Here is a 21,429-nt window from a genome sequence, read left to right as displayed (position 1 = left end):
TCCAATTTTATTATTTATTGGAACAATGACTATACGTCGAATGGTTACGTATACAGCCAATTGTTTGCTGATTGTATTTCTTCTGGAGGATAATAGACTACCTGCACACCAGGCAGTTTATTTTCTAATTTCGCATCTGCTTTTACCCACTTTTCATCAGAAACCACGGCAATTTTTTTAATGCTTTTCACATATTGAATCATCTTCATGTCTTCTAACAGACCTTCTAACGTAATTCCATCCCAATTCTTTATTATCAGTAGAAGATTAATAGGCTCTTGTTCAAAAATTTTTCTCTTAAATTCATCTTCAAAACGCTGTATATCTTCTTTTGTCAGTTTGCCATGGCAAATTATTTTTAATACAGCACTATGTTCTGTAGCGTTGACCTCTAGCATAATATCCCGTCCTTTCTCTTTTTTATCGATTCCTTTTTTAAATGTGGATTAAACTTTTGGTAATAGCATTATTTGCTGGATTGTTTAATAGGTAACTACTACATCCTGTAATAGAATATTTTATGCGTTAACTTTTTTCACAACTATAATTCCGTACGTTTACCAATGATGCCAAGAATCGATACTAAGTTCTCAGAACAGGGAGTCTTTCTATATTAAAAATCAAGCATTAAAAAAAGCTCATTAGCAAATTACTAATGAGCCAATTTCTGATCGCCAACCAACTATTATGGAAAAAAATATAAATAGCATCCAGGCTCTTAATAATTGGATAACTTGCTTTCAGGTGTCTGGATAATCACAGGATTTTTGGCTGGATTGATCCACTTTAAAATGGAGACCATATGAGACTGCGAAACTCCTGTGCAACCAAGTGTATGTCCGTTCGCTACGTGAAAGAAAATAGCACTTCCTTTTCCTGGTGTCCGAGCAGTATTATAGTTAATGACAAACCCATACGTATACAACGCGATATCCATGTTTTCTGCACTGTTCCACTGACCTTCTGTTTTCTTTCTGGACTGCCAAGAATTATAAAGACTTGATTTCGGATCATCTACCCATACATCATCAGAACTAATGCTTCGAAAAGGTAGCTTTGTTCCAGGGTTGCCAGCTCTGCCAAAGGCAGTGCCTATACTGTATTTTCCTGTAGGGCTTTTTCCATCATCTTCTACTTTGCTTCCTGCAAAGCCATTCTTACCAATAAAGCCATTTGTATGCATAACTCTCTGCCACTCTCCAGAGGATCCACGTTCAAATGTCTGTACTTTTGCTGAGCTTGTACCATACCCATTTGTTGTAACTAAAATTAATTGATTATTATTGCCAACGGAGCTCAGTTTTTCAGCATCATTTTTAGGAGGAGTCTTCACTGGCTTTTCTTGCTTTTTATCAGAAGATGCTTGTTCTTTTGGTTTATTTGCTTGCTTTTGCGTCTGTGTATTTTTGTTGTTCGCAGATTTTTCGGTTGTTTTCTCTTTTGTCTTTTGCGCAGTGGCAGTAATTACTTTTTTCTCACTGGATAAATACTTACTGTTTACATATCCGTTTCCCGACTTCGTTTTTACTTTTACCCAGCCGTTGTCTAAATTCGTGTCTGCTGCTTGAATTTCTTCATTTAGCATTAATACACCCAATACGTCTGATTGGGTATTGGGATCAGAACGCAAATTTAAAGATGAAACCGTTATGTATTTCTTCTCAAAGGATATGTTTTCCTCTTCATTATTCTTTTGCTCTATATCATCTTTTTTCGTTTCCTTTTTCTTGCTCTCTTCCTTCGCTTTCTCTTCTTTGCTGCCTTTTTCCTTTTTCGCTATCTCCATGTTTGGTTTTTCCTGTTCAGTCGGCTCGGCTACAGGACTTGCCTTCTCAGATTTAACCTCATTTTGTTTAGCTTCTGCAGGTAAAGCTGGCTTGTTTTGGGTAATTGCTAAAAACAATATAAATGCAGTTACAATAATTGCAATTCCCCCAAAAATATAGCCTTTTTGCTTGTTCGACATCCAATTTCCTCCTCCTCCTATTTACCTAATCGAACTAAGTATACAGGAAGTCTTTGCCATTATACAGTGGTTTGGAAAAATTAACCAAATAAATAACAGTGTAATAAAATACGTCATAACAAGATCTAATAACTTTATTTTGTTATATTATAAAAATAGGAAATTTGTCTTATATATTTTGGTATTTAGCCGATATATATAGCAAACAATACGAAAATAAAATAGTTTAGTAAAAAACTAAGAGAGAGCTGGAGCAGCGATGAATATATTGTATGTATCAAATACGATTTTCCCCCATGAAATAATAAAGGTTTTAGAGGATAACCCACTTGTAGACTTGGTGAAATTTACAGGGATTAAGCAACCAAACAATGAAGAACTGCGTGTTTTTCAACCTGCACTCATGCTTCTGGATATGGAAGGTTTGCACTTTCAAGAAGCAGGCAAAATAATTCTGGAAGCGAAGAACTACTGGAAAGACATGCGCACATTCCTTTTAACATCACCTTTCTCACAAGATGATTTGCATGATATTCTGCTGATTGATACAGATAGTATTTTAGTTAAAATGGACACGATGGCTGAAACAATTAATGAAGCAATTACCACCAACCAACCTGATCAATTTATTTTTCCCACAGCATTTACGAAGAATTTGATAGATCTTCTGGAGAAAACAGAGGAATACAATATAGAATTATTTCAGTACCGTCTGTACGCCCACCAGTTTGAATTATCCAAAAGACAAATTGAGGTAGCTTATTTCTTGAAGAAAGGACTTCGTAATAAGGAGATTGCTGAACTTCTTCAATTGTCAGAAGGCACGGTTAAAATTCATGTTAGTCAAATTTATCAAAAGATAAATCTAAAAGGGAGGAAGCGTGTTACTCTATTTTTGAATGAAATGATGATAAAAGAGAGGGAGGTGTAGATTGGTACTTGAAAGGGATACAGGGGGAGAAATAATTTTGGTCTCGTATTTTGTTTTGACAACAAATTAGAAGATGTGCTTATCTCCTCTATTTATGCCTGCAAGAGCTCCAACTTAGCCCCATGGACGCTTAACCGATATGCATCCTCACCAATTTTTTCTACAAACTCTTTCTTTACTAATCCATCTATGTATTTATGTATGAGTGTTTGATCTTCCGGATTTTTGCTAATTAAATCTACAGTAACCAATCTGCCGCGATGTTTACGTAAATTGACGAGAATACTTACTTCAATTAGATTAAGATTATTTTGCTTCTTTATTTCTTTACCAGTTTTCAAAGGAATTCCTCACCTTCATAAGAATAATTGATATAAAAAAGTCACTTCTTCTCTATTATACAAAAAATATAAATATATGGTAATTTCGTATGTATTTTCCATAACAACAAGGCTTGTTTGGTATTTAAATGTTTTAGAAGAGGATGTAATAGGGAAATAGTAAATGGATGGATAGAAAATTCAAAATATGAGAAGCGACTTTATAAAGAATGCAGACCACTATTCATCTATAATATAAATTTGTTTTAACGGAGTAGTTAACCCTTTGAAAAAAGAAGATACGAAAATAATTTAAATTTAAGTCAAAAGGATACTGGGTGATTCGATGTTTAAAACGATGAATGGGGAGAAGGATAGACTGGATTTCCATCATGTTTTTCAATCAATAGTCGCACTAAATGAAAACGAAGTATACGGGTATGAAGCATTGCTTAGACCAAAAAACTTTGATAACCCTGAGTTACATTTCATTGATGCAAAAAAGAATAACTATTTGTTTGAGCTTGATATGACATCCATTTATAAAGCTTGTCTACAATACCAACAGTTACCTAATAAAGAGAAATTGTTTGTGAATATATGCCCTTCCACCATTATTTCACCTAAGTTCCCTGAAATAATGAAGGAAATTATTGATGACACAACAATTTCTCCAGAAAACACAATTTTAGAGATTAGTGAAGCAGAGAAAAAGGAAGATTTGGATCTGCTAATAGAGCGGGTAAATGATTTGAAAAACTGGGGTTTTGAAATTGCATTAGATGATATTGGAAGAGGAGAATCCACATTAGAAGCCATTATTGAATTAGATCCGGATATTCTAAAATTTGATCGTTTCTTTGCTCATGGAATTGTATACTTTCAAAAGAAACGGGAATATATGCGAAGAATCGTTGAAATCTTCGGAAAGGATAAATTAATCGTGTTGGAAGGGATGGAGACAAGAGAAGAAATGCAAACTGCCATTGATATTGGAATCACGCATGGGCAAGGTTATTATTTAGGCAGGCCAGGTATTTTATAAAATTGATTCCAATGGAAGCAATAAGGAAAATATTCCCCAGAGGATACTCTTTCATATATTTGACCATGAATAGATATTTTTGTCAACAATATTCGAAATAGTCAAACTCCCCAACCTTATGGCCATTTTTCCCGAAAGGCCCATGAAATAGGGGTTCACGGTATGTTATACTGCCGTAATATGCAGTTTATTTCTTGTAAGGAGTTTGTAAGGAGTGTGCGTACATGGATAGGCTAAACAAATTGAGTATAGCGGCATTAGTGTGGATTGGCACATTTTTGCTGCTGTTTTATTTTATTCAAACTTTTATTTCTCCTTTTTATTTTGCTTTAATTGCAATTATACCTTTTGTTGTATTTTTAAATTTAAAAGATAAATTGGCGTTTTTATTATTCATAAGCTTTATATTGATAAGCTCCTTTGGCTTGCTAATCTATGCTTTTCAACAAGCATGGGAGACTCCTGTTCAATTGGCGGCTGTAGGCATACATGCAATTATTGTTGCTCACATTGGAACTGCTTACGTTTTAACAAAATGGATAAAAGCACTAGCCATTGAAAACCGCCAATTGCAGAAACGAGTAAATGAGCTTGCAGAATACATTGCCAATACGAGAGTACTTTCTTTTAGAGAGTTTAATAAACAGAAAGAATTAATTACAAATGCAATGGTGCGGAGAAAAGAAACGGGTTATCTGCTAACTCTGCGGATGAATAAGTGGGCAAGAAGAGTGAAAAAATCAGGAATTGATCTATTGGCAGAAAGTGTATACACGTCTGTCAGGGAACATTTTGACGTTGTTGGTAAACAGGATAAGGACACTATTTTAATTCTTCTTCAGAACACAGGGGAAGACGGTCTACATATTGTAAAAGAACGTATTAGCAACCGCTTGGAGGATGTCTTTACACCAGAAATTATTAATAAGATAGAATGGGATAAAGAGATAATCGGGTATGAAAGGCAAGAAGTTGTGAAAGAAGGGGATGCTCAATGAAAAAATGGTTTATTTCTTCTTTTTTTATTGGGTTTCTTATACTTATAGGAGTAAGCTTTTATTTTGAACTCATTTCCTTTCGTGGCATTCTATTGTTTATTACAGGTTTATTTATTGTCCTGTTACTCTATTATCTGTACTTGCTCTGGCCGGTTTATATTATCGTGCTAAACGAAAGGTTAATCTGCCCTCACTCGAGTATTATCCAAGTGTTGATATACTGATTCCAGCCCATAATGAAGGCATTCTATTGGAACAGACATTGGAAGCAATGGTAAGGCTCAAATATCCAGGAAGGTTAACTATTTATGTTCTAAACGATAATTCAAGTGATGACACTGCGGATATTGCTGATGAATTTGAACAAACCTACCAGCGTGTTCGTCATATTCGCGTACCTGCAGGGGAGCCTAAAGGAAAATCCCGGGTACTAAATCATGGATTGGAAATTTCGGATGGAACCTATTTTTGTGTATATGATGCAGATAACCAACCAGAACCAGAAGCTCTAATCAAACTGGTTGAAATGACGGAAAGTTATCCGAATGCAGGCGGTGCTGTCGGACATGTTCGAACAATGAATGAAGAGAAAAATCTGCTTACCCGGATGATCTCTATAGAATTTCAAGTTTTTCAGCTGTTAATGCAAGCCGGAAGATGGCAGCTTTTTAAAACAGGTTCTTTAACGGGAACAAATATGCTTGTAAAAAGATCAGTCATTGAAGATCTTGGAGGCTATGACCCCTACGCGATTGCAGGAGATGCGGAACTAACATTATGGATAACAAGACAAGGAATGTTCTTGCCGATTGTGCCACATTCCATTACTTGGGAGCAGGAACCGGAAACGATGCCGGTTTATATTAAACAACGGACCAGATGGTTGCTTGGAAATCTTTATATTGTAGAAAAAACATTGCTGGAGCCTGGATACTTTAAAGGGAAGCTGCTTGTACATTCCCTTCACCAATTGATGGTATACGTTATTTTCTGGATATTTTTAGTTATTTCTTATATTTGGTTTGTTCTCGGTGTATTTGGCTATTTTCAAGTGATTATTACTATTCCACTTATGGTTATTTGGTACATTGCTTATGTTGTGTATACCATTCAATTGCTGAGTGCTCAATCAGCGGAAAAAACATTCACACCGCAAAATATTCTGGTCAGCTTTATCATGTATTTTACGTATGCGCAGTTGTTTTCTTACCTGTTCGTAAAAAGTACAATTATGTATATGAAAGCAAAAAGAGAAAAACGTGTTATAGGCTGGGATAAAACAACTCGATTCAAGTAATTATAAAATGAGGGAGCGTGTTTGATATGGATTTACAGCTTAACGGAAAATCTGTCATTGTAACTGCAGGTAGTAATGGTCTTGGAAAAGCTATGGCTAAGCGATTTGCTTCAGAAGGTGCGCGTGTTGTGATAGCCAGCCGTAACGAGGAGAATTTAAAAAGTGCCAAAGCTGAAATCAGCTCGGAAACAGGGAATCATCATGTTGATTATGTTATTTGTGACCTAACCAAATCGGAGGACATAAAAAATCTTGTTTTGAGAGTAGAAGAACTTCACGGTAGCATTGATGTTTTAGTTAATAATACCGGAGGGCCGCCTGCTGGAGACTTTGACAGTATGTCAGATGAAGACTGGCAATACGCGTTTGAACTGAACGTTCTTAGTTTTGTGCGAACAATTCGTGCGGTGCTTCCTTCTATGCGAAGGAAAAGGGCAGGTCATATTGTTAATATTGCCTCTTCCTCTATGAAACAGCCTATTGATAACCTGATCTTATCAAACACGTTTCGCCCAGGGATAGCTGGACTTTCTAAAAGCTTGTCACAGGAATTGGGACAGGATAATATTTTAATAAATACAATTGGTCCTGGAAGAATAGCTACTGACAGAGTAGCACATTTAGATCAATCGATTGCAGAAAAAACAGGGCAAAGCTATGAAGAAGTTAGAAGAGGTGCTGAACAGGCAATACCTTTAGGTCGATTAGGTACACCAGAGGAATTTTCCAAAATGGCGATTTTCCTTTGTTCAGGAGCAAATACGTACATTACTGGTCAGTCCTTTCTGGTTGATGGTGGAATGATTAAAACAATTTAATGGGAAAGAAGCTATGCAACGTTTACATGTAGCTTGTTCAAATAAGTGGGGGAGAAGACCAATGTCCAGTAGAGCTGGTATAGAAAAATTATGGGCCCAAGAGAAATATCGCGTTATGTTCCATAGCCAACGGTATTATAACCTTATTAGGGAGATGCTCAAAAAAGATTCCTCCCTTGAAGAAATTGAAAGATTAATAGATGAAGCTATTCATGTCCAGCCAACTAAGGGATCTGTAATTAATACGTATCAGCATATGTGGGGATATTTTAAAAAATATGCTACAAAGGAAGAAAAAATTGCTTTTCAAGAAAAGCTTGAACAATTTCAGAATGATGAGTTGGATAAGCAGGAACTAGTCATGTGTATCAGATTGCTCGCTGAGAAATATCAAGTGAATTATTTGCTGAATAGTACCTTGCTACATTAGAGGATGGTTTTACAGGTGTCAGCAGTAAGTAAGGGAAATCTTTCTTAGGCTGAGCGCATCGTGAGTAAGATTTCCCTGTTTGTGATTATATTTCTAACAAACAAAAAGCAGTGTAAAGGAAGATACATTCCTTTCTACTGCTTTTTACTTTTTCCCCCATGAGAAGCTTCCGCCAAATACGTCACGGACATCATGGATAACAACGAAGGCTTTATCATCAACGGAATTAATGATTCGCTTTAACTTCATCAGCTGGTATTTATTAATAATAATATAAGACATATCCGCTTCTTTTTTTAAATATCCCCCATACCCTTTAAATACTGTTGCACTCGTATCCATCTGACGAATGACTTCATCCGTAATTTCAGGTGCTTGTGTCGAAATGACACTGACAGCCTTTCGTGGATCAAGCCCTTCAATTATGAGATCAGATGCTTTCTTTCCAATAAATAAAAGAATGATCGTATACATTGTATTTAGAGTTCCGATAATAAACAGTCCTGATAATACAACAACTGCATCAAATGCAAAATTTGTTCTTGTTAAATCCCACCCAAGCGTGTGATGAAACATACGTGCAATGACACTTGTCCCACCCATAGAACTACCTGTTCGAAAAATAAGTCCCGTACCTATCCCGCCGAAAAACCCGGCGAAGATTGCAGAAACAAGTGGATCACCTAACGGCTCGATGTTATTTTCCGTAATAAAAATAAATAAAGATATAAGTGGTGCAGCAAGTACAGTTAAAAAAATATTACGCCTTGGCAGCACACGGTAACCAATTAAAATAACGATTGTAGCTAATATGAAATTTACGATACCTGGAGACCATCCAAACGCATAGTGGAGGATAACTGATATACCGGTTAGGCCCCCGTCACCAAGATTATTTGGGATAATTAAAAACGTGACGGATAACGCATAAGCCAGTGCACCAAGCGTAATAAATATAATATCTCTAAATAAATTTCCCATCCCAAAGCTCCTTGTCTATATAATAATTAGGATTAAATTGCTCACCTAAATCGCATTTTTCCCTATTTATAAAATATAAAACGCATGGGGAGAGATTGGGTAATTAGGGAGGGGAGTTAATGTGGGAACACCATCAGTCTTATTAGAGAGTATTAAATTATATAATTAACTACTTGTTAAAATCTCATTTCGGTTCTTGAAGAAATAATACAACTAGTATTAATTCATGGCGATAAACTTTTGAGACTAGGGTCGATTTATACACTATATAAAAAGCCACAGAAATATCTGTGGCATCTACAGGGTTTGACGATATAATTAATGAGAAATTCCAAAAAAAGCATAAATTGCATTCTGAACTTCCTCGAAATATGTATTTACGGGAACAGGCTGCATCATAACATGCTGATTCTTTTCTAGTCCATCATAATCCATATGCCAGATATAATGATCTCCAGGAACAAAGAATTGCACATTATCAAATTCAGAGTGGTCTTTTACATAATTTGATTCCATAAACGATATATTATTAAATTCTTGACCATTCCGCAGAAAATCAGAAGCAAAGTGACGTATCGGAACTGGTTGATTAAGATCATCTGCCATAGCCTGAACTACAGGGGCTGGAGATGTGTGGAACTCGTCCACAAGTTGTTCTGAGAGTTGCAAGGGTTGCCAGCCGTTCATTACTCTATCAGTATTTGGTAAATCATAGTGAGTCCGTAGTAGATCACTAAGCTTATTAGCTTTATCTGGAAAGGAAAAACGATGTTCGGCTTCTTCAATTTGTTGAACAAGTATGTTATCTTTGTTTAAAAAATGAATAATTAACACTTTACGGGTTTGCATATTAATAGAACGAATCTTTTTCTTAGCATGGACAAGTAGATATAGAAGGTCCTCTAATCCTCGAGCAATACCTCTTTCTTGATTAGAATCCCAATATCCCTTTTGCTTTAAAGAGGTTTCTGTTTCTTGTACGAAACGAGAAAACTGTCCTTCGTCATTAACTAAGCCGTGATCATTAATTATCTGACTAGCGATACTCTCATAACCACAAAGGGATAAGGATGCAGCCAATTCATTAACTGTTAATTTGATTTCACCAGTTTCTGTCATAATAATCTCCTTTCATCCTATAATAAATTTTTAATCACCAAAAATCATATTAACTCCAAATAACTGCCAAATCAGTAAGAGGACAAAAATTACTGCTAATAACTTGTTTATCACTAACGGCACAGAACGCAATAATTGCTGAGTGTGGTAATTAATTCCAGTCGTAAATATAGCTATGTACTTATAAAAGTAATCCATTTTTGTATTGCGTTTATCGAATACATTCGCTTCATATAAAGCAATTGTTATTGGGTGGAAAACAACCGAAAATGCTGCTGCCATGAAGTTTGTGGTAATGCCCAAGAATACAATGGTACTAGGAAAAGCAATAGCAGCACCCAAAAATAGAAGAGAGAATAAAAATAAAGCTGTCACAGCACTCGCTAAACCAATCCACTCATCCTTTTTATTTCTAAACTGATACTTTTTACTTTTCTCCACTTTGCGAACAGCTGCAATTATTGCTAATAAAATTAGAAAAGGTTGTGGGAATAAGATAAAGATCAAAAGGTAATTGTCTCCATCCCAGTCCCAACTTTTGTAATTACTAAGGAAGATTAGTAAAACCAGTAGAATAATACAATTTGCTTTTACAAATAGATATACTCCTCTTTTTAAGGAAAAACTACTTCCTTCTGTGTCTCTTTGTGGAATTGTTATAACTCACTTTCTTAAACTAGATCAATAGTTTGATAGTCATAAGAGGATAATCTTTAATACGTAAATATTGTGCCAGAAGTTATTAATTGCATGCATAAGAGTAAAATAAATAGTAAGGCTATTAACTTGTTTATAAGAAGTGGCTGTCTATCAAGCACAGATTGCACAAGATGATTGAGCCCACTAAAAAGAATGGCTATATACATGAACACATAGTCGGCAATCTTCTTCTTTTCCTTTTCCGTATTGGTTTTAAATAATGCTATAGCAGCTTTGTGAAAAGCCAGTGAATAGAACGCGACTAAAAGGTTTGTTGCAAGAATAAAAAACACCATCGTACTCGGAAATGGCAGCCCGGCAGGTATCATCATTAACGATATTAAACCGGTAATTATGAAAGCTATTATAAAACCTACTAAATTTTTAACAATAGAACTCGTTGGTATATCACTTTTTTTCTGGGCCGGTCTAACTATTACAAGTAGGATTAATAAAATAAAAAAACACTCAAACGAAAAAATAAACGTCTCTACTTGATTTGCCCCATCGTATCTCCAATTGCTTTTGTTGAGATAGAAAAGTAATAACATTGCTAAAATATACATATTACCTTTAAAGAAAAAGAACAACCCTTGAGAAAGGCGCCATTTAACATTCATTGAAGCTGAAATTCTTTCTTCACTTTTTTTTATATTCATTAAATTCTCTCCCAATTATTAAGGAATTAGTTAAAAATACTGGATAGTAGGCCGGAAGCTTTGTCGCTTAAATCTTTAATTCCATCTTTAACATTATCTTTAAGTTTACTAAGATCATTTGTACGTTCTTCTAGCCAATCTGCGGTGTTTTCGCCAATGTCTTTGATTTTATCCTCAAAAGCTATGGAACCAATAATTCCAACTCCTGCACCAATTGCGCCACCAATTACAGTGCCCACCCCAGGACAAATCATTGTTCCAATCGCTGCTCCCCCTGTAGTAAGGCCGGCTATACCGGCATCAACTCCTAAACCAGCGATGAACCTTCCACTTTTTTCAGCAAATGATTTGTTTTTATTTGTATCACTGTAATATTCAGTAGAATTAAAGCCGACAGATAAGGCCATTCCTACATAAGGTACTCTCTTTAACAAATTCTTAGCTTTACTAGCATCGGTTACTTGTTCTGCAGTTTTCTTCCAATCTACTTTCATACTATAGTCCTTTAAGCTATTTTTATCGAGCACAAGAACATTAGAGTAATTGTTGGCAACTTTTCCAAAACTGAGTTTTGTTGTACCTGGTTTCATGCCAATTAGTTGTTTAAGAACACCACTGGGGGCGTTGTTATACTTGGATAGGTATTTTCTTAAAGGGTTGGCCGAAGCAGGGTCACCTTGTTTTAATAGTTTATGAATATTTTCTGCTAACTTTGAGCCATATTTACCATTTACCTTTTTCCATTTTGAAGAAGCGGTAACAACAAAATTACCTTTTCCATCTTTCGTCATTTCAAGCATGTTACTATTCATAATTTGAAAAGCGATAGCTCCTTTTGCGACTCCGTATGCCTTAGAAGCATTACCCATACTACCTATCCAATTAGCAACTTCACCTTGTATCGTGCTGTCTCCTTGCTCAATGGAAAGTTTTGTAGCATTTTCTATCATCTTCTCAATCATATCCGATTCAGAATAATAGGTTTCTATTTCCTTTAGTTGTTTATCAGTCAAAAATACGCCACTATTCGTCCAGGTCTTTATTTTGCTGGTAAACTTTGCAACTTCATTTATAGACTCCTCCGAATTTTCGAGACTTGCGGTATTTACTTCATCAAGTGTCCCCAACTTGTTTACGGTACTATCACACTTCTCTCTAGCATTGGCTATCTCTTGATTGAAAAAATAAGAAGATACAGATCCAGCACCTGCAATGTCGCTAACTAGATTATACTCATTATTAATACTTTCAATAAGTGTACTAGACATATCCTCTAACTGGTTTAATTTCGTTTTAACTGTTGTTTCAATAAATTCAGTTTGAATAAATGCATCATTATTTTCAAAAGCATCCACTGAATTTTTAATCTCTTTTAACGCACTTATATATTCTTCAAGAAATAGATTGAATAGAATTACTGCATTCAGATGCAATGTTACAAAGTGATCTCTTATGGCATCTCCGCCTTCACCTTCTAAAGCACTATCCAAATTTATAAAACTGTTAATTGCATCCCTTAAAGCAAGTATTTGCTCTTTTTCGGTTTCTTTATTTTGAATGAGCTGATTCAATCCATCCTTTACTTCGGATATTTTAATCGCCTTCATTTCTCCCGCTCCTTGCTTATTATCAGTTATCTTTAATCTATTCTCTGTGGCCCCATTTGACCTGCTAATTGTTCATCCTTCTCTACATATGTTTGAATACTCGACTCTATATCTTTTTCCACATGAAGTAAGGCAAATTTATATTGCTTTATTGCTGCGTAATAACTTTCTTCGACTGATTGGATTTTATCTATGAAGTTTACAGTTGATTGGGAGAATTCTGGTTGTGGGTTAGTCGTATCCAATTCCTGTGTACGCTCATTTAATCGTTGCAATACAGGGGAAACGACTGATTGGTTCACTTTAATTTCTGGCATTAGTAACTAACCTCCATCAGTTTGTTGTAGAAAACGTATCTCGTTTCTTTTAGATATGATTGTACTACTTAATTGGTCATTAGAATTTTCTAATACAGCTATTTTAGAAGAGATATTATCAAGAAGTGTTTCAATTTGTGATTGTAGAATATTAGTAAATTGATTTCCAACTTCCTCTCTTATTTCCAAAAACTCTGTTGCATATTTACCCTGCCATGTATCATTACTTAGGTTCGGTTCAGTAACAAGGGTTTTCTTCGACCCAAGTTCTTTTTGATCAGCAATTATATTCGTTTGTGCTTTTTTTAATTTCGCAATATCAGCATTATTATTGGTGATTTGACTATTTAAAGCATGAATTCCATTAGTTAATAAAAGAATCTGATATGAATGATCCATTTCTACTACTCCTCATAATAAATAATGGTAAATTTTACTTCCATATGAGTATATACAAAATGGATAATTTAAGAAATAAGTTTTAAATGAAATGATGCTTTATATCTAGTATAAAGTACTTGGATATCGTGAGTTTTTTAAAAAATTAGTCATTAATACCTAATTAAGCCGTGTGTGAAATAGAACGAACTTCCATAATTCTGCACTAGGATTGTTCATCTATCCGATAAGAATCATAAATGAAAATGAAAGGATATTCAGGGAATATATTTTAGTGAAGGGAAACGCTTGGTGTTTTATACGTTAGAAAATCGCTCATCCTAATGTTAATATCTCAAATTATATGATACATTAATCAAAATAGTAGGTTACTATAGTTGTTATAATTATTTTTGTTTACTGAGGATGATTTAGTTAATGTACGGTGATATAAAAGGAGTATATAAAAATCCAAGATACCGAATTTTAAGCATGGACAATAGTAGTTATATTATGGATGTAGGAGACTCATTATGGAAGATTTTTATTCCGTTTGTATATTGGTTTCTGCCTCATAAGGTATATAAAATTGAAGATTATCAAATTGTTGAAAAACTAATTAGCCTTTCTGTTAAACAGAGCAACACACGACCTATATTCGGAACTGGAATATCTATTTTGATTGCTAGCTTAATCACTCCCTTTATCAACATTTTTGATATACCTACATCTTTGATATTTAATATTTCAGTCATTGTATTCCTGTTGATTGTTAGTTTTATTTTTTTATCTTATTTGAACAAGATGTTTCAGCGTCATTTAAATTCGAAAGTAAATATAAACGAATTACAAAAGAGCAAACTATTAGTAAGGCCGAGGTCTTTAAAGTATATAATTAAATTCCTATTCAGTTATTTTTTTATTTTATTGTTTATCGTAATGGGGAGCTCGCTCTATTTGATCCACGGAAATGCATTGGTGTTGGTAATTACTTTATTTTTGTTAGCCTTTTTATTCTTAATAAGCTTATTAGCTATTCCTGTGGGGGAAGTAATCTCACATTCAAAACACAAGGAGAATTAAATGTTTCATAGACAAAAGAAGGGTAGTGCACAAACTGTGAATTGTGAGGTTGAATTTGTAAATAAAAATATGAGATATAATTTGCTTACAATTAATGGGGAAACCTACATTTTTGATAAAGATCGTTCTTTCTGGGTGTTTTTCTTTCCATTTGCTATTTGGTTGACCTCACACTATGTTTTTAGAATAGACGACAAACGTAAAATAGATCAACTTAAAAATCCTAAAGATTCTCAATCTAAAACAGGGTTATTTAGTTTTCTTGGAGTTGGCGTATCCATACTTCTGGCTAATTTACTAAGACCACTAATGGACTATTTTAATATACAAATAACACCACTGTTTACTTATTCAATTCTTTTATTTGCTTTTTTTATAATCATTTCAATTAGAAAGTATTTAAGTAAAATAAACAAAAAAAGTTTATGCAATATAATTGAGATAGAGAATATAAAAATGGAAAAAATTAGAATTAGACCAAAGTCTATTAAACATTTTCTTAAGTTTATATTTGGCTACTTATTTATTTTAGCGTTCAATATTCTTAGTGTTGCACTGTTTATTGAATTTGGAAATATAATGGTATTGTTGTTTTTTATGATCTTTGCACTCGTTCTATTCATTTTTAATATTGCTACCGTCGTACCCGGTAGAACAAAGATTAAATTTGTAAATGCTAATTCTGTTGGCAGTGAAAATATTCATTAATTATAAAATTCGATAGGTAAGGAGAAAGTAAGTTTTCAATTGGTTCAAATTGTTTATTTTAAAAAGCACAAGTAAACTCATGAATATTAATAGAGGACCAATCTTGTAAGTAGAAGAAATAAATATTTAATTTTTCGAGTTGTATTATCTACAGTGGTTTAGTACTTTATCAGGTGAATATTGAGCAACAAGCAACGAAGCTTTTATAAAAGATGAAGTAATCTCACGTGTGAAACACAAGGAGAATTAAATGTTTCATAGACAAAAGAAGGGTAGTGCACAAACTGTGAATTGTGAGGTTGAATTTGTAAATAAAAATATGAGATATAATTTGCTTACAATTAATGGTGAAACCTACATTTTTGATAAAGATCGTTCTTTTTGGGTGTTTTTCTTTCCATTTGCTATCTGGTTGAGCTCACACTATGTTTTTAGAATAGACGACAAAAGTAAAATAGATCAACTTAAAAATCCTAAAGATTCTCAATCTAAATCAGGAGTATTTAGTATTTTTGGAGTTGGCGTATCCATACTTCTAGCCAATCTGTTAAGACCAATAATGGACTATTTTAATATACAAATAACATCTTTGTTTATTTATTCCGTTCTTTCCATCACCTTTATTATAATTGTTTTAATTAGAATATTTTTAAGTAAAATGAACAAAAAAAGTTTATCCAATATAATTAATTCAAGTAATTTTAATTTTGAAAAAGTACGGATAAAACCCCTGTCATTTAAATATGTTTTTAAATTTCTATTTAGTTACTTATTTATTATTGCGTTTAATATAATATGCATTGCATCATTTGTCATATATGGAAATGTGATGATGTTATTGTTTTTTATGTTTATGGGACTGGTTCTATTAATTTTAAATATTGCTACCGTCGTCCCCGGTAGCACAAAGATTAAATTTCTAAATAATTATTAGTTAAAAACGTGTAAGTTGTATAGCAGCAATTTACTTCACTTAACTTGAGATGAAGTAAAAAATTGTTCATTGTAATTAAAGAGAGGGTGCGAAGGCTGAAACATGAATAACAAATTTTTTTACATTGGCCCTATACTGATTTTTCTCGTCTTTATGCTTGCAATGTTTATTATAAATTCAAGTATTAGCATGATTGGTTATGTTTTAGGAGTAGCGACACTAATAATAAGCTTAATTTTAGTTGCTAACCAGCGATTATCAAGAAAGCATTTTAGCGGGGTTTTTTTGGGGTTAATTTTAATTCTTGGTTTAATTATACTAATGGTTAAAACTCAAGACTTTCCTGTGGTTACAAAAAAGCAAATTCATGCTGCAACTGATAATTTAGAAAATAACAATGATATATTACAAGCTGTAATAGAAGTGGAAGAAGAAACAATTTCCTGTGCGATGAAAGTGAAACACAATTCTTCCGAGGAGGAAAAAAGAAGAGCTTGGAGAAAGTTGTGCAAAGGTGTTGGCAAAAGAAGTGAGTAAAAATAGCGCTTTAACTAAACCAACTGCAAATTATTTGGGTGAGCTTTATGACTTTTATTCTTTGGAGCTTATGGTAGGAACAGATCATGAAGAAGATGAAATTATGTTTATGAGGAAAAATAAAGATACAAAAGAATTAGTATGGTAGGAATGCTTTGCTTTCATTACTGTCTTTAAAAGGTCCCTTTGACTAAATAGGTTAATTAACTTTGATAGAGAGTAGATTGATAAATGAGGAAAATTCATTCAAATAAATATAAGTTGCTTATGTTGGTCATTGCACTAATATTATTTAAGTCTTTTATATGGGAGGAATTCTTTGTTCATCCTACAGCTTCTGATGCACTAAAGGAGGAAAATGGAAAAACGGCCCTTGTAGAAAATATAAACCAAAAAGAATCTTTTGGAGTGGCTAAAACAAAAGAGGGCTTCAAAGTGTATGCTCTAGCTGAAGATTTCTGGGGCTGGAAAGTAGCTGATGAGGCTTTTGTATCCAGCAAAACAACTAAAAAAAAGCTTAATATAAAAAGAGAAAGAATTCAATGGGAAGATGATTATATAAAAGAAGTGATATTGATTGCTACTGCGGATGAAGATGTCGTTAAAGTCCGAGCATTTGAAAATAATAATGAAATTAATTTATCTAAAGTTCCTAATAATCATAAAGCTATGTATTTTGCGTATCAGGAAGACCTTTTTTCTGGGAGTGTTAGAATAGAAGCTTATTCTAAGGATGAAAAATTGCTATATAAAACTATTATTAACCAATAAACTACTCTCTCCATTCTGATTTAAATAATGAGTCAGTTGTAAGCTGAAGCTTCATTATAATATCACTTTGAAATCCTTGATAGTCATAAGTATGAGCAATTACATTTTGTGAAAATCTAAACTTTAACGAGTGAGAAAATCTGAAGAGAATATTATTTATGCTTATTCTAATCACTCTTATAGGATGTGATCAAAAAGTAATTGATGAAAGCTTGTTAGACGGCAAGTGGGAGGCTGCAGCTGGATATGAAGATGGAGAAATAAAAGGCGAGCCAAATTGTTATCCCTTTCAAGAAGGGATTGAGTTTAAAGATGATAGTAAAGTTTACATACAGACATACGAGAGGGACTTCAAGTATCTAGTTTATTCAGACGATCAGGAAATATTTTTTTATGATAAAAAATCAAGTATATACACATATAAAATAAAGATGCCAAGTAATGAAGAGGTAGTTTTGGAGGGATTGGGTTTTCACGAAAGTGATGCGTGCTATCTAAAAAAGAAATAGGCGATCATAAATATCTTCCCTCTTAATCTTATAATACCTTTACATAAATAAAAGTTAGCCGATAATAACAACAATTGCTACACACTAGTACAATAATTTAAGAACAAAAAAAGGAGGTAAGCTAAAATGGATGTTGCGTTAATGTCGATGGCTCTTAGTCAAGGTAAAGTACAACAACAAGCCTCTTTGTCTGTAATGAAAATGGCTATGGGAGATGCAAAGCAAGAGGGAGCAGCAATGCGGGAATTACTTGGTACAACAGATGCATCGATCATACAACGTGCTGCTCAGCCGCATATAGGTGGTAATGTAGATATAAAAGGATAGGAAATTTAAAAATAGCAGCCACTAAAAGGCTGCTATTTTTGTTCGTGATGAGTGAAATTAACGATAAATAGGATTAGTATTTTAGTTAAAGATAATGCAAAGGAGAGTGTATCATGAATAAACGAGAAGCTGCGTATTTCATTTCCAAGCTTGGTCTGGAAGCCCATCCTGAAGGAGGGTATTATAAAAGCACTTATCAGTCGGAAGAGGCGATTTCCGATAAGGAACTAACCGTTAATTTTGCAGAACAACGTAAACTGTATACGAGCATTTATTTTCTGCTTACCTCTGAAGATGTGTCCCATTTTCATCGGTTGAAGTCTGATGAGGTGTGGTATTTTCATGCAGGTAGTCCCTTAACCATTCATATGATTAAGCGAGATGGGCAAGATGAGGAGGTAAAGCTTGGGTTAAATCTTGAAAATGGGGAAATTCCACAAGTGGTAGTTCCTAAAGGCACTATTTTTGGATCGTCTGTTAAGGAGAAGCATACTTATTCACTTGTTGGTTGTATGGTGTCACCTGGATTTGATTTTCAGGATTTTGAGTTATTTACTCAGGATCAATTGTTATCCAATTACCCTCATCATAAAGAAATTATTAAAAAATTGGCATATGAGCATATACCGGAATAAATGGTTGGATGGAGAACAAGCTGCAACGTGCTTGTTCTTTTTTCTTCAAATCTCACTTAATTGAAGGAGAGGAGACCTATATACTCCTTCTGTAAACTATCAGTCTTTTATAAAAGTGTAATTGACAGTAAGTTATCAAATTGATAGACTGCTTTTTAAACCAGTCCTTTTCTAAAAATATTAAATTCAAAAAGGGGAAAAGAAAATGATAGAAGAGCGGGTCCATCCTGATTTAAAGAAATATTTTCAACGACTAACAGAGAAGAATATAGACAACGTGCAAGAACTGCGTGCTGGCGATGAAAGAGAAGCTGTGCCGGTACATGAAAACATAGCGATTACGAATCGATACATACAGGGAGAGGAAGAGCATGAAATCCGGTTAAGGATGTATGCAAACATAGAGGCTGATCAGGGCGAAAAGCCGTGTCTTTTATGGATTCATGGTGGCGGTTACATTAGTGGCAAGCCGGAAATTAACGATCGTTTATGCCAACGATTTGTGTTAGAAGCAAATTGTACTGTGGTTTCTGTTGCCTATCGTTTAGCTCCTGAAAATCCCTATCCTGCGGCATTAAATGATTGTTATACAGCATTAAAATGGATTACGGATCATGCAACAGAGTTAAAAATAAATCCTGAAAAAGTTGCCATTGCAGGAGTAAGTGCAGGCGGTGGTTTAGTTGCGGCACTATCCCTCCTGGCAAGAGATCGAAAAGGACCCAAGATAGCCTTCCAGATGCCATTGTATCCAATGATAGATAACCGTATTGCAACATCTTCCAGTCAAGAAATTTCCGACCTGCGAATTTGGAATGGAATATTTACACAAAAGGCATGGAAACACTATTTAGGTGACTTACCAATGGAATCAATAGATATGTATGCCGTACCGAGTCTTGCAGAAAATTATCGTAATCTCCCTCCAACATACACGTGTGTTGGCGACTTGGATCCATTTAAAGATGAAACATTGGAGTATGTACAAAAGCTAAGTGAAGCTGGTGTGCCGGTTGAATTTCATCTGTATCCGGGTTGCTTTCATGGCTTCGAATCAATGGTACCGGAAGCAGCTATTAGCAAAAAAGCTGAAAGCGAATATGTCTCTGCTTTGAGATTTGCTTATAGATCTATCAAGCTAAGCTATTTTTGTAATAACTAACAAATCTCGTTAATTATGATTCTTTTAATTTCATGACATTTCATAATCAAATAAAAAATAATGTTGACAATTGATCATCATTAATGATAATATTTATGTAAATTAAATGAAAGCGCTTTTAGCTGCTTTTCAAATTTCAAAGGGGGATTTATAAATGAAGAAAAGTTTACTTTACTTAGGAATTCTACTTCTAGCATTAGTAGGTTTAGCGGCCTGCTCTGATGATAGTGGAGAAGGATCAGCAGAGGGAGGAGACTCCAAGGAAAGCTATGAATTGAAATTTGGTTTGGTTGCTGGTAATCAGCAAGTAGAATATAAAGCTGCTGAAAAATTAGCTGAATATGTTGATAAAGAAAGTGATGGTCAATTGTCAATTAAAATTTACCCAAGTTCTCAACTAGGGGATGACCGTGCAATGCTTGAACAACTTCAAGAAGGTACATTGGATGTGACATTGGCAGAAGCTGGACGTTTTGGAATTTGGGAGCCACGTGCATCTCTATTGGCACTTCCATATGTAGTAGATGATTTCGAACAATTGAAAGCAGCAATTAACAATACAGATTACGGTAAGAACTTATTAAAAGATTTAGAAGAGAAGTATAACTGGAAAGTTGTTGCGAGTGCATATAATGGTACACGTCAAACTACTTCCAATCGTGCAATTGAAAAGCTTGAGGACATGAAAGGTTTAAAATTACGTGTACCTGAAGCAGATACATTGTTAGACTATGCAAAGTATACTGGCGCATCTGCGACTCCAATGGCATTTACAGAAGTATACACAGCTTTACAAACAAATGCAGTAGATGGACAGGAAAATCCATTGACTACAATCGATGCACAGAAGTTCTATGAAGTACAGGATTACCTTGCAATGACAAATCATGTTGTAAATGATAACGAGTATGTTGTAAGTACAAAAACACTTGAAAAATTACCTGAAGATTTACAAGGAATCTTAATCGACGGAATTAACATGGCAGCAGATGAGCATACAAAGATGGTACAGAAGCAAGAAGAAGAGCTTGTTTCCAAGTTTGAGGACGAAGGTGTAACCGTTACCGAACCAGATCTAGCGCCATTTAAAGAAGCTGTTTCTGAAGCATATCCAAAATATTTGAAAGAAATCGGCGACGGAGCTGAAGATTATCTAAAACAAATTCAGGAAGCAAAATAAAAAGTTAAGGTGAAGTCT

The 21,429-nt window shown here is 34.3% G+C and carries 26 protein-coding genes and 1 pseudogene; 17 read left to right on the top strand and 10 right to left on the bottom strand.

Annotation, left to right across the window (positions count from 1 at the left end):
• Positions 1–44 precede the first annotated feature (44 nt).
• Both BME96_RS15155 and BME96_RS15150 read right to left on the bottom strand, forming a co-directional pair.
• A complete protein-coding gene (locus tag BME96_RS15155) occupies positions 45–398 on the bottom strand; it encodes a SpoIIAA family protein (RefSeq protein WP_019379187.1) in 354 nt (117 codons plus the stop codon).
• 320 nt (positions 399–718) lie between these two features.
• Positions 719–1,966 carry an SH3 domain-containing protein gene (locus BME96_RS15150; protein ID WP_071649468.1) on the bottom strand — a complete coding sequence of 416 codons (1,248 nt, stop codon included), beginning with the start codon at positions 1,964–1,966 and terminating at the stop codon, positions 719–721.
• 259 nt (positions 1,967–2,225) lie between these two features.
• On the opposite strand from BME96_RS15150, the gene BME96_RS15145 reads away from it, so the two are divergent.
• Entirely contained in the window at positions 2,226–2,897 is a 672-nt protein-coding gene (locus tag BME96_RS15145; RefSeq protein WP_071649467.1) for a response regulator transcription factor, read from the top strand.
• Positions 2,898–2,989: 92 nt separating this feature from the next.
• Here the strand turns inward: BME96_RS15145 and BME96_RS15140 are convergent, their stop codons facing one another.
• Entirely contained in the window at positions 2,990–3,238 is a 249-nt protein-coding gene (locus BME96_RS15140) for a hypothetical protein (RefSeq protein WP_060680859.1), read from the bottom strand.
• Between the two features lie 325 nt (positions 3,239–3,563).
• On the opposite strand from BME96_RS15140, the gene BME96_RS15135 reads away from it, so the two are divergent.
• From BME96_RS15135 to BME96_RS15115, 5 genes and pseudogenes are all read left to right on the top strand, one after another.
• The gene (locus BME96_RS15135) at positions 3,564–4,262 is read left to right on the top strand and encodes an EAL domain-containing protein (RefSeq protein WP_083547483.1); all 699 of its coding nucleotides are present in this window, start codon (positions 3,564–3,566) and stop codon (positions 4,260–4,262) included.
• Positions 4,263–4,486: 224 nt separating this feature from the next.
• The gene (locus BME96_RS15130; protein ID WP_071649466.1) at positions 4,487–5,260 is read left to right on the top strand and encodes a hypothetical protein; all 774 of its coding nucleotides are present in this window, start codon (positions 4,487–4,489) and stop codon (positions 5,258–5,260) included.
• Positions 5,257–6,557 (top strand): annotated as a pseudogene (locus tag BME96_RS15125) (glycosyltransferase family 2 protein). The gene BME96_RS15130 and the pseudogene BME96_RS15125 overlap by 4 nt, the downstream one beginning before the upstream one ends.
• A 26-nt stretch (positions 6,558–6,583) precedes the next feature.
• Positions 6,584–7,375, top strand: coding sequence for an SDR family oxidoreductase (locus BME96_RS15120; protein WP_071649465.1), 792 nt, complete (start codon positions 6,584–6,586; stop codon positions 7,373–7,375).
• 61 nt (positions 7,376–7,436) lie between these two features.
• Complete coding sequence (locus BME96_RS15115; RefSeq protein WP_071649464.1) at positions 7,437–7,805, top strand: YbgA family protein; 369 nt, start codon at positions 7,437–7,439, stop codon at positions 7,803–7,805.
• A 144-nt stretch (positions 7,806–7,949) separates the two neighbouring features.
• Here BME96_RS15115 and BME96_RS15110 read toward each other — a convergent pair whose 3' ends face one another.
• The 7 genes from BME96_RS15110 to BME96_RS15080 all read right to left on the bottom strand — a co-directional run bounded on the left by BME96_RS15110 (position 7,950) and on the right by BME96_RS15080 (position 13,586).
• Entirely contained in the window at positions 7,950–8,786 is an 837-nt protein-coding gene (locus BME96_RS15110; protein WP_019379166.1) for a YitT family protein, read from the bottom strand.
• 318 nt (positions 8,787–9,104) lie between these two features.
• Positions 9,105–9,905, bottom strand: a complete 801-nt coding sequence (locus tag BME96_RS15105; RefSeq protein WP_071649463.1) for a hypothetical protein — start codon at positions 9,903–9,905, stop codon at positions 9,105–9,107.
• Positions 9,906–9,935: 30 nt separating this feature from the next.
• Positions 9,936–10,412, bottom strand: coding sequence for a hypothetical protein (locus BME96_RS15100; RefSeq protein ID WP_083547482.1), 477 nt, complete (start codon positions 10,410–10,412; stop codon positions 9,936–9,938).
• Between the two features lie 206 nt (positions 10,413–10,618).
• Positions 10,619–11,263 (bottom strand): hypothetical protein, encoded by a 645-nt coding sequence (locus tag BME96_RS15095; protein ID WP_071649461.1) that lies wholly within the window; start codon positions 11,261–11,263, stop codon positions 10,619–10,621.
• A 26-nt stretch (positions 11,264–11,289) separates the two neighbouring features.
• A complete protein-coding gene (locus BME96_RS15090) occupies positions 11,290–12,870 on the bottom strand; it encodes an LXG domain-containing protein (protein ID WP_071649460.1) in 1,581 nt (526 codons plus the stop codon).
• A gap of 32 nt (positions 12,871–12,902) precedes the next feature.
• Entirely contained in the window at positions 12,903–13,187 is a 285-nt protein-coding gene (locus BME96_RS15085; protein WP_019379162.1) for a YwqI/YxiC family protein, read from the bottom strand.
• Positions 13,188–13,193: 6 nt separating this feature from the next.
• The gene (locus tag BME96_RS15080; RefSeq protein WP_019379161.1) at positions 13,194–13,586 is read right to left on the bottom strand and encodes a YwqH-like family protein; all 393 of its coding nucleotides are present in this window, start codon (positions 13,584–13,586) and stop codon (positions 13,194–13,196) included.
• A gap of 417 nt (positions 13,587–14,003) precedes the next feature.
• On the opposite strand from BME96_RS15080, the gene BME96_RS15075 reads away from it, so the two are divergent.
• The 11 genes from BME96_RS15075 (at position 14,004) to BME96_RS15030 (ending at position 21,411) form a co-directional block, all read left to right on the top strand.
• Positions 14,004–14,648 carry a DUF443 family protein gene (locus tag BME96_RS15075; RefSeq protein WP_019379160.1) on the top strand — a complete coding sequence of 215 codons (645 nt, stop codon included), beginning with the start codon at positions 14,004–14,006 and terminating at the stop codon, positions 14,646–14,648.
• Entirely contained in the window at positions 14,649–15,356 is a 708-nt protein-coding gene (locus BME96_RS15070) for a DUF443 family protein (RefSeq protein WP_071649459.1), read from the top strand.
• Positions 15,357–15,606: 250 nt separating this feature from the next.
• Positions 15,607–16,290 carry a DUF443 family protein gene (locus BME96_RS15065; RefSeq protein ID WP_060680877.1) on the top strand — a complete coding sequence of 228 codons (684 nt, stop codon included), beginning with the start codon at positions 15,607–15,609 and terminating at the stop codon, positions 16,288–16,290.
• A 102-nt stretch (positions 16,291–16,392) separates the two neighbouring features.
• Positions 16,393–16,827 carry a hypothetical protein gene (locus BME96_RS15060; protein ID WP_071649458.1) on the top strand — a complete coding sequence of 145 codons (435 nt, stop codon included), beginning with the start codon at positions 16,393–16,395 and terminating at the stop codon, positions 16,825–16,827.
• Positions 16,820–16,975, top strand: coding sequence for a hypothetical protein (locus BME96_RS19650; protein WP_156036028.1), 156 nt, complete (start codon positions 16,820–16,822; stop codon positions 16,973–16,975). The genes BME96_RS15060 and BME96_RS19650 overlap by 8 nt, the downstream gene beginning before the upstream one ends.
• Before the next feature lie 83 nt (positions 16,976–17,058).
• Positions 17,059–17,598 carry a hypothetical protein gene (locus BME96_RS15055; protein ID WP_071649457.1) on the top strand — a complete coding sequence of 180 codons (540 nt, stop codon included), beginning with the start codon at positions 17,059–17,061 and terminating at the stop codon, positions 17,596–17,598.
• A gap of 158 nt (positions 17,599–17,756) precedes the next feature.
• On the top strand, positions 17,757–18,107 hold the full coding sequence (locus BME96_RS15050) for a hypothetical protein (protein ID WP_071649456.1): 351 nt from the start codon (positions 17,757–17,759) through the stop codon (positions 18,105–18,107).
• 126 nt (positions 18,108–18,233) lie between these two features.
• Complete coding sequence (locus tag BME96_RS15045; protein ID WP_071649455.1) at positions 18,234–18,434, top strand: YjfB family protein; 201 nt, start codon at positions 18,234–18,236, stop codon at positions 18,432–18,434.
• Between the two features lie 113 nt (positions 18,435–18,547).
• Positions 18,548–19,069, top strand: coding sequence for a cupin domain-containing protein (locus BME96_RS15040; RefSeq protein WP_071649454.1), 522 nt, complete (start codon positions 18,548–18,550; stop codon positions 19,067–19,069).
• A 205-nt stretch (positions 19,070–19,274) separates the two neighbouring features.
• Positions 19,275–20,231 (top strand): alpha/beta hydrolase, encoded by a 957-nt coding sequence (locus tag BME96_RS15035; protein ID WP_083547481.1) that lies wholly within the window; start codon positions 19,275–19,277, stop codon positions 20,229–20,231.
• 154 nt (positions 20,232–20,385) lie between these two features.
• Positions 20,386–21,411 (top strand): sialic acid TRAP transporter substrate-binding protein SiaP, encoded by a 1,026-nt coding sequence (locus BME96_RS15030; protein WP_071649453.1) that lies wholly within the window; start codon positions 20,386–20,388, stop codon positions 21,409–21,411.
• The last annotated feature ends 18 nt before the right edge of the window (positions 21,412–21,429 follow it).

Source organism: Virgibacillus halodenitrificans, from assembly GCF_001878675.1.
Taxonomy (GTDB): Bacteria; Bacillota; Bacilli; order Bacillales; family Amphibacillaceae; genus Virgibacillus_Q; species Virgibacillus_Q halodenitrificans.
This window is presented reverse-complemented; position numbering and strand designations above follow the sequence as displayed.

Coding starts and splice junctions, on each gene's coding strand:
- BME96_RS15155 (WP_019379187.1), bottom strand. CDS start 398: ATGCTAGAGGTCAACGCTACAGAACATAGTGCTGTATTAAAAATAATT.
- BME96_RS15150 (WP_071649468.1), bottom strand. CDS start 1,966: ATGTCGAACAAGCAAAAAGGCTATATTTTTGGGGGAATTGCAATTATT.
- BME96_RS15145 (WP_071649467.1), top strand. CDS start 2,226: ATGAATATATTGTATGTATCAAATACGATTTTCCCCCATGAAATAATA.
- BME96_RS15135 (WP_083547483.1), top strand. CDS start 3,564: ATGTTTAAAACGATGAATGGGGAGAAGGATAGACTGGATTTCCATCAT.
- BME96_RS15130 (WP_071649466.1), top strand. CDS start 4,487: ATGGATAGGCTAAACAAATTGAGTATAGCGGCATTAGTGTGGATTGGC.
- BME96_RS15120 (WP_071649465.1), top strand. CDS start 6,584: ATGGATTTACAGCTTAACGGAAAATCTGTCATTGTAACTGCAGGTAGT.
- BME96_RS15115 (WP_071649464.1), top strand. CDS start 7,437: ATGTCCAGTAGAGCTGGTATAGAAAAATTATGGGCCCAAGAGAAATAT.
- BME96_RS15110 (WP_019379166.1), bottom strand. CDS start 8,786: ATGGGAAATTTATTTAGAGATATTATATTTATTACGCTTGGTGCACTG.
- BME96_RS15105 (WP_071649463.1), bottom strand. CDS start 9,905: ATGACAGAAACTGGTGAAATCAAATTAACAGTTAATGAATTGGCTGCA.
- BME96_RS15095 (WP_071649461.1), bottom strand. CDS start 11,263: ATGAATATAAAAAAAAGTGAAGAAAGAATTTCAGCTTCAATGAATGTT.
- BME96_RS15090 (WP_071649460.1), bottom strand. CDS start 12,870: ATGAAGGCGATTAAAATATCCGAAGTAAAGGATGGATTGAATCAGCTC.
- BME96_RS15085 (WP_019379162.1), bottom strand. CDS start 13,187: ATGCCAGAAATTAAAGTGAACCAATCAGTCGTTTCCCCTGTATTGCAA.
- BME96_RS15080 (WP_019379161.1), bottom strand. CDS start 13,586: ATGGATCATTCATATCAGATTCTTTTATTAACTAATGGAATTCATGCT.
- BME96_RS15075 (WP_019379160.1), top strand. CDS start 14,004: ATGTACGGTGATATAAAAGGAGTATATAAAAATCCAAGATACCGAATT.
- BME96_RS15070 (WP_071649459.1), top strand. CDS start 14,649: ATGTTTCATAGACAAAAGAAGGGTAGTGCACAAACTGTGAATTGTGAG.
- BME96_RS15065 (WP_060680877.1), top strand. CDS start 15,607: ATGTTTCATAGACAAAAGAAGGGTAGTGCACAAACTGTGAATTGTGAG.
- BME96_RS15060 (WP_071649458.1), top strand. CDS start 16,393: ATGAATAACAAATTTTTTTACATTGGCCCTATACTGATTTTTCTCGTC.
- BME96_RS15055 (WP_071649457.1), top strand. CDS start 17,059: ATGAGGAAAATTCATTCAAATAAATATAAGTTGCTTATGTTGGTCATT.
- BME96_RS15050 (WP_071649456.1), top strand. CDS start 17,757: ATGCTTATTCTAATCACTCTTATAGGATGTGATCAAAAAGTAATTGAT.
- BME96_RS15045 (WP_071649455.1), top strand. CDS start 18,234: ATGGATGTTGCGTTAATGTCGATGGCTCTTAGTCAAGGTAAAGTACAA.
- BME96_RS15040 (WP_071649454.1), top strand. CDS start 18,548: ATGAATAAACGAGAAGCTGCGTATTTCATTTCCAAGCTTGGTCTGGAA.
- BME96_RS15035 (WP_083547481.1), top strand. CDS start 19,275: ATGATAGAAGAGCGGGTCCATCCTGATTTAAAGAAATATTTTCAACGA.
- BME96_RS15030 (WP_071649453.1), top strand. CDS start 20,386: ATGAAGAAAAGTTTACTTTACTTAGGAATTCTACTTCTAGCATTAGTA.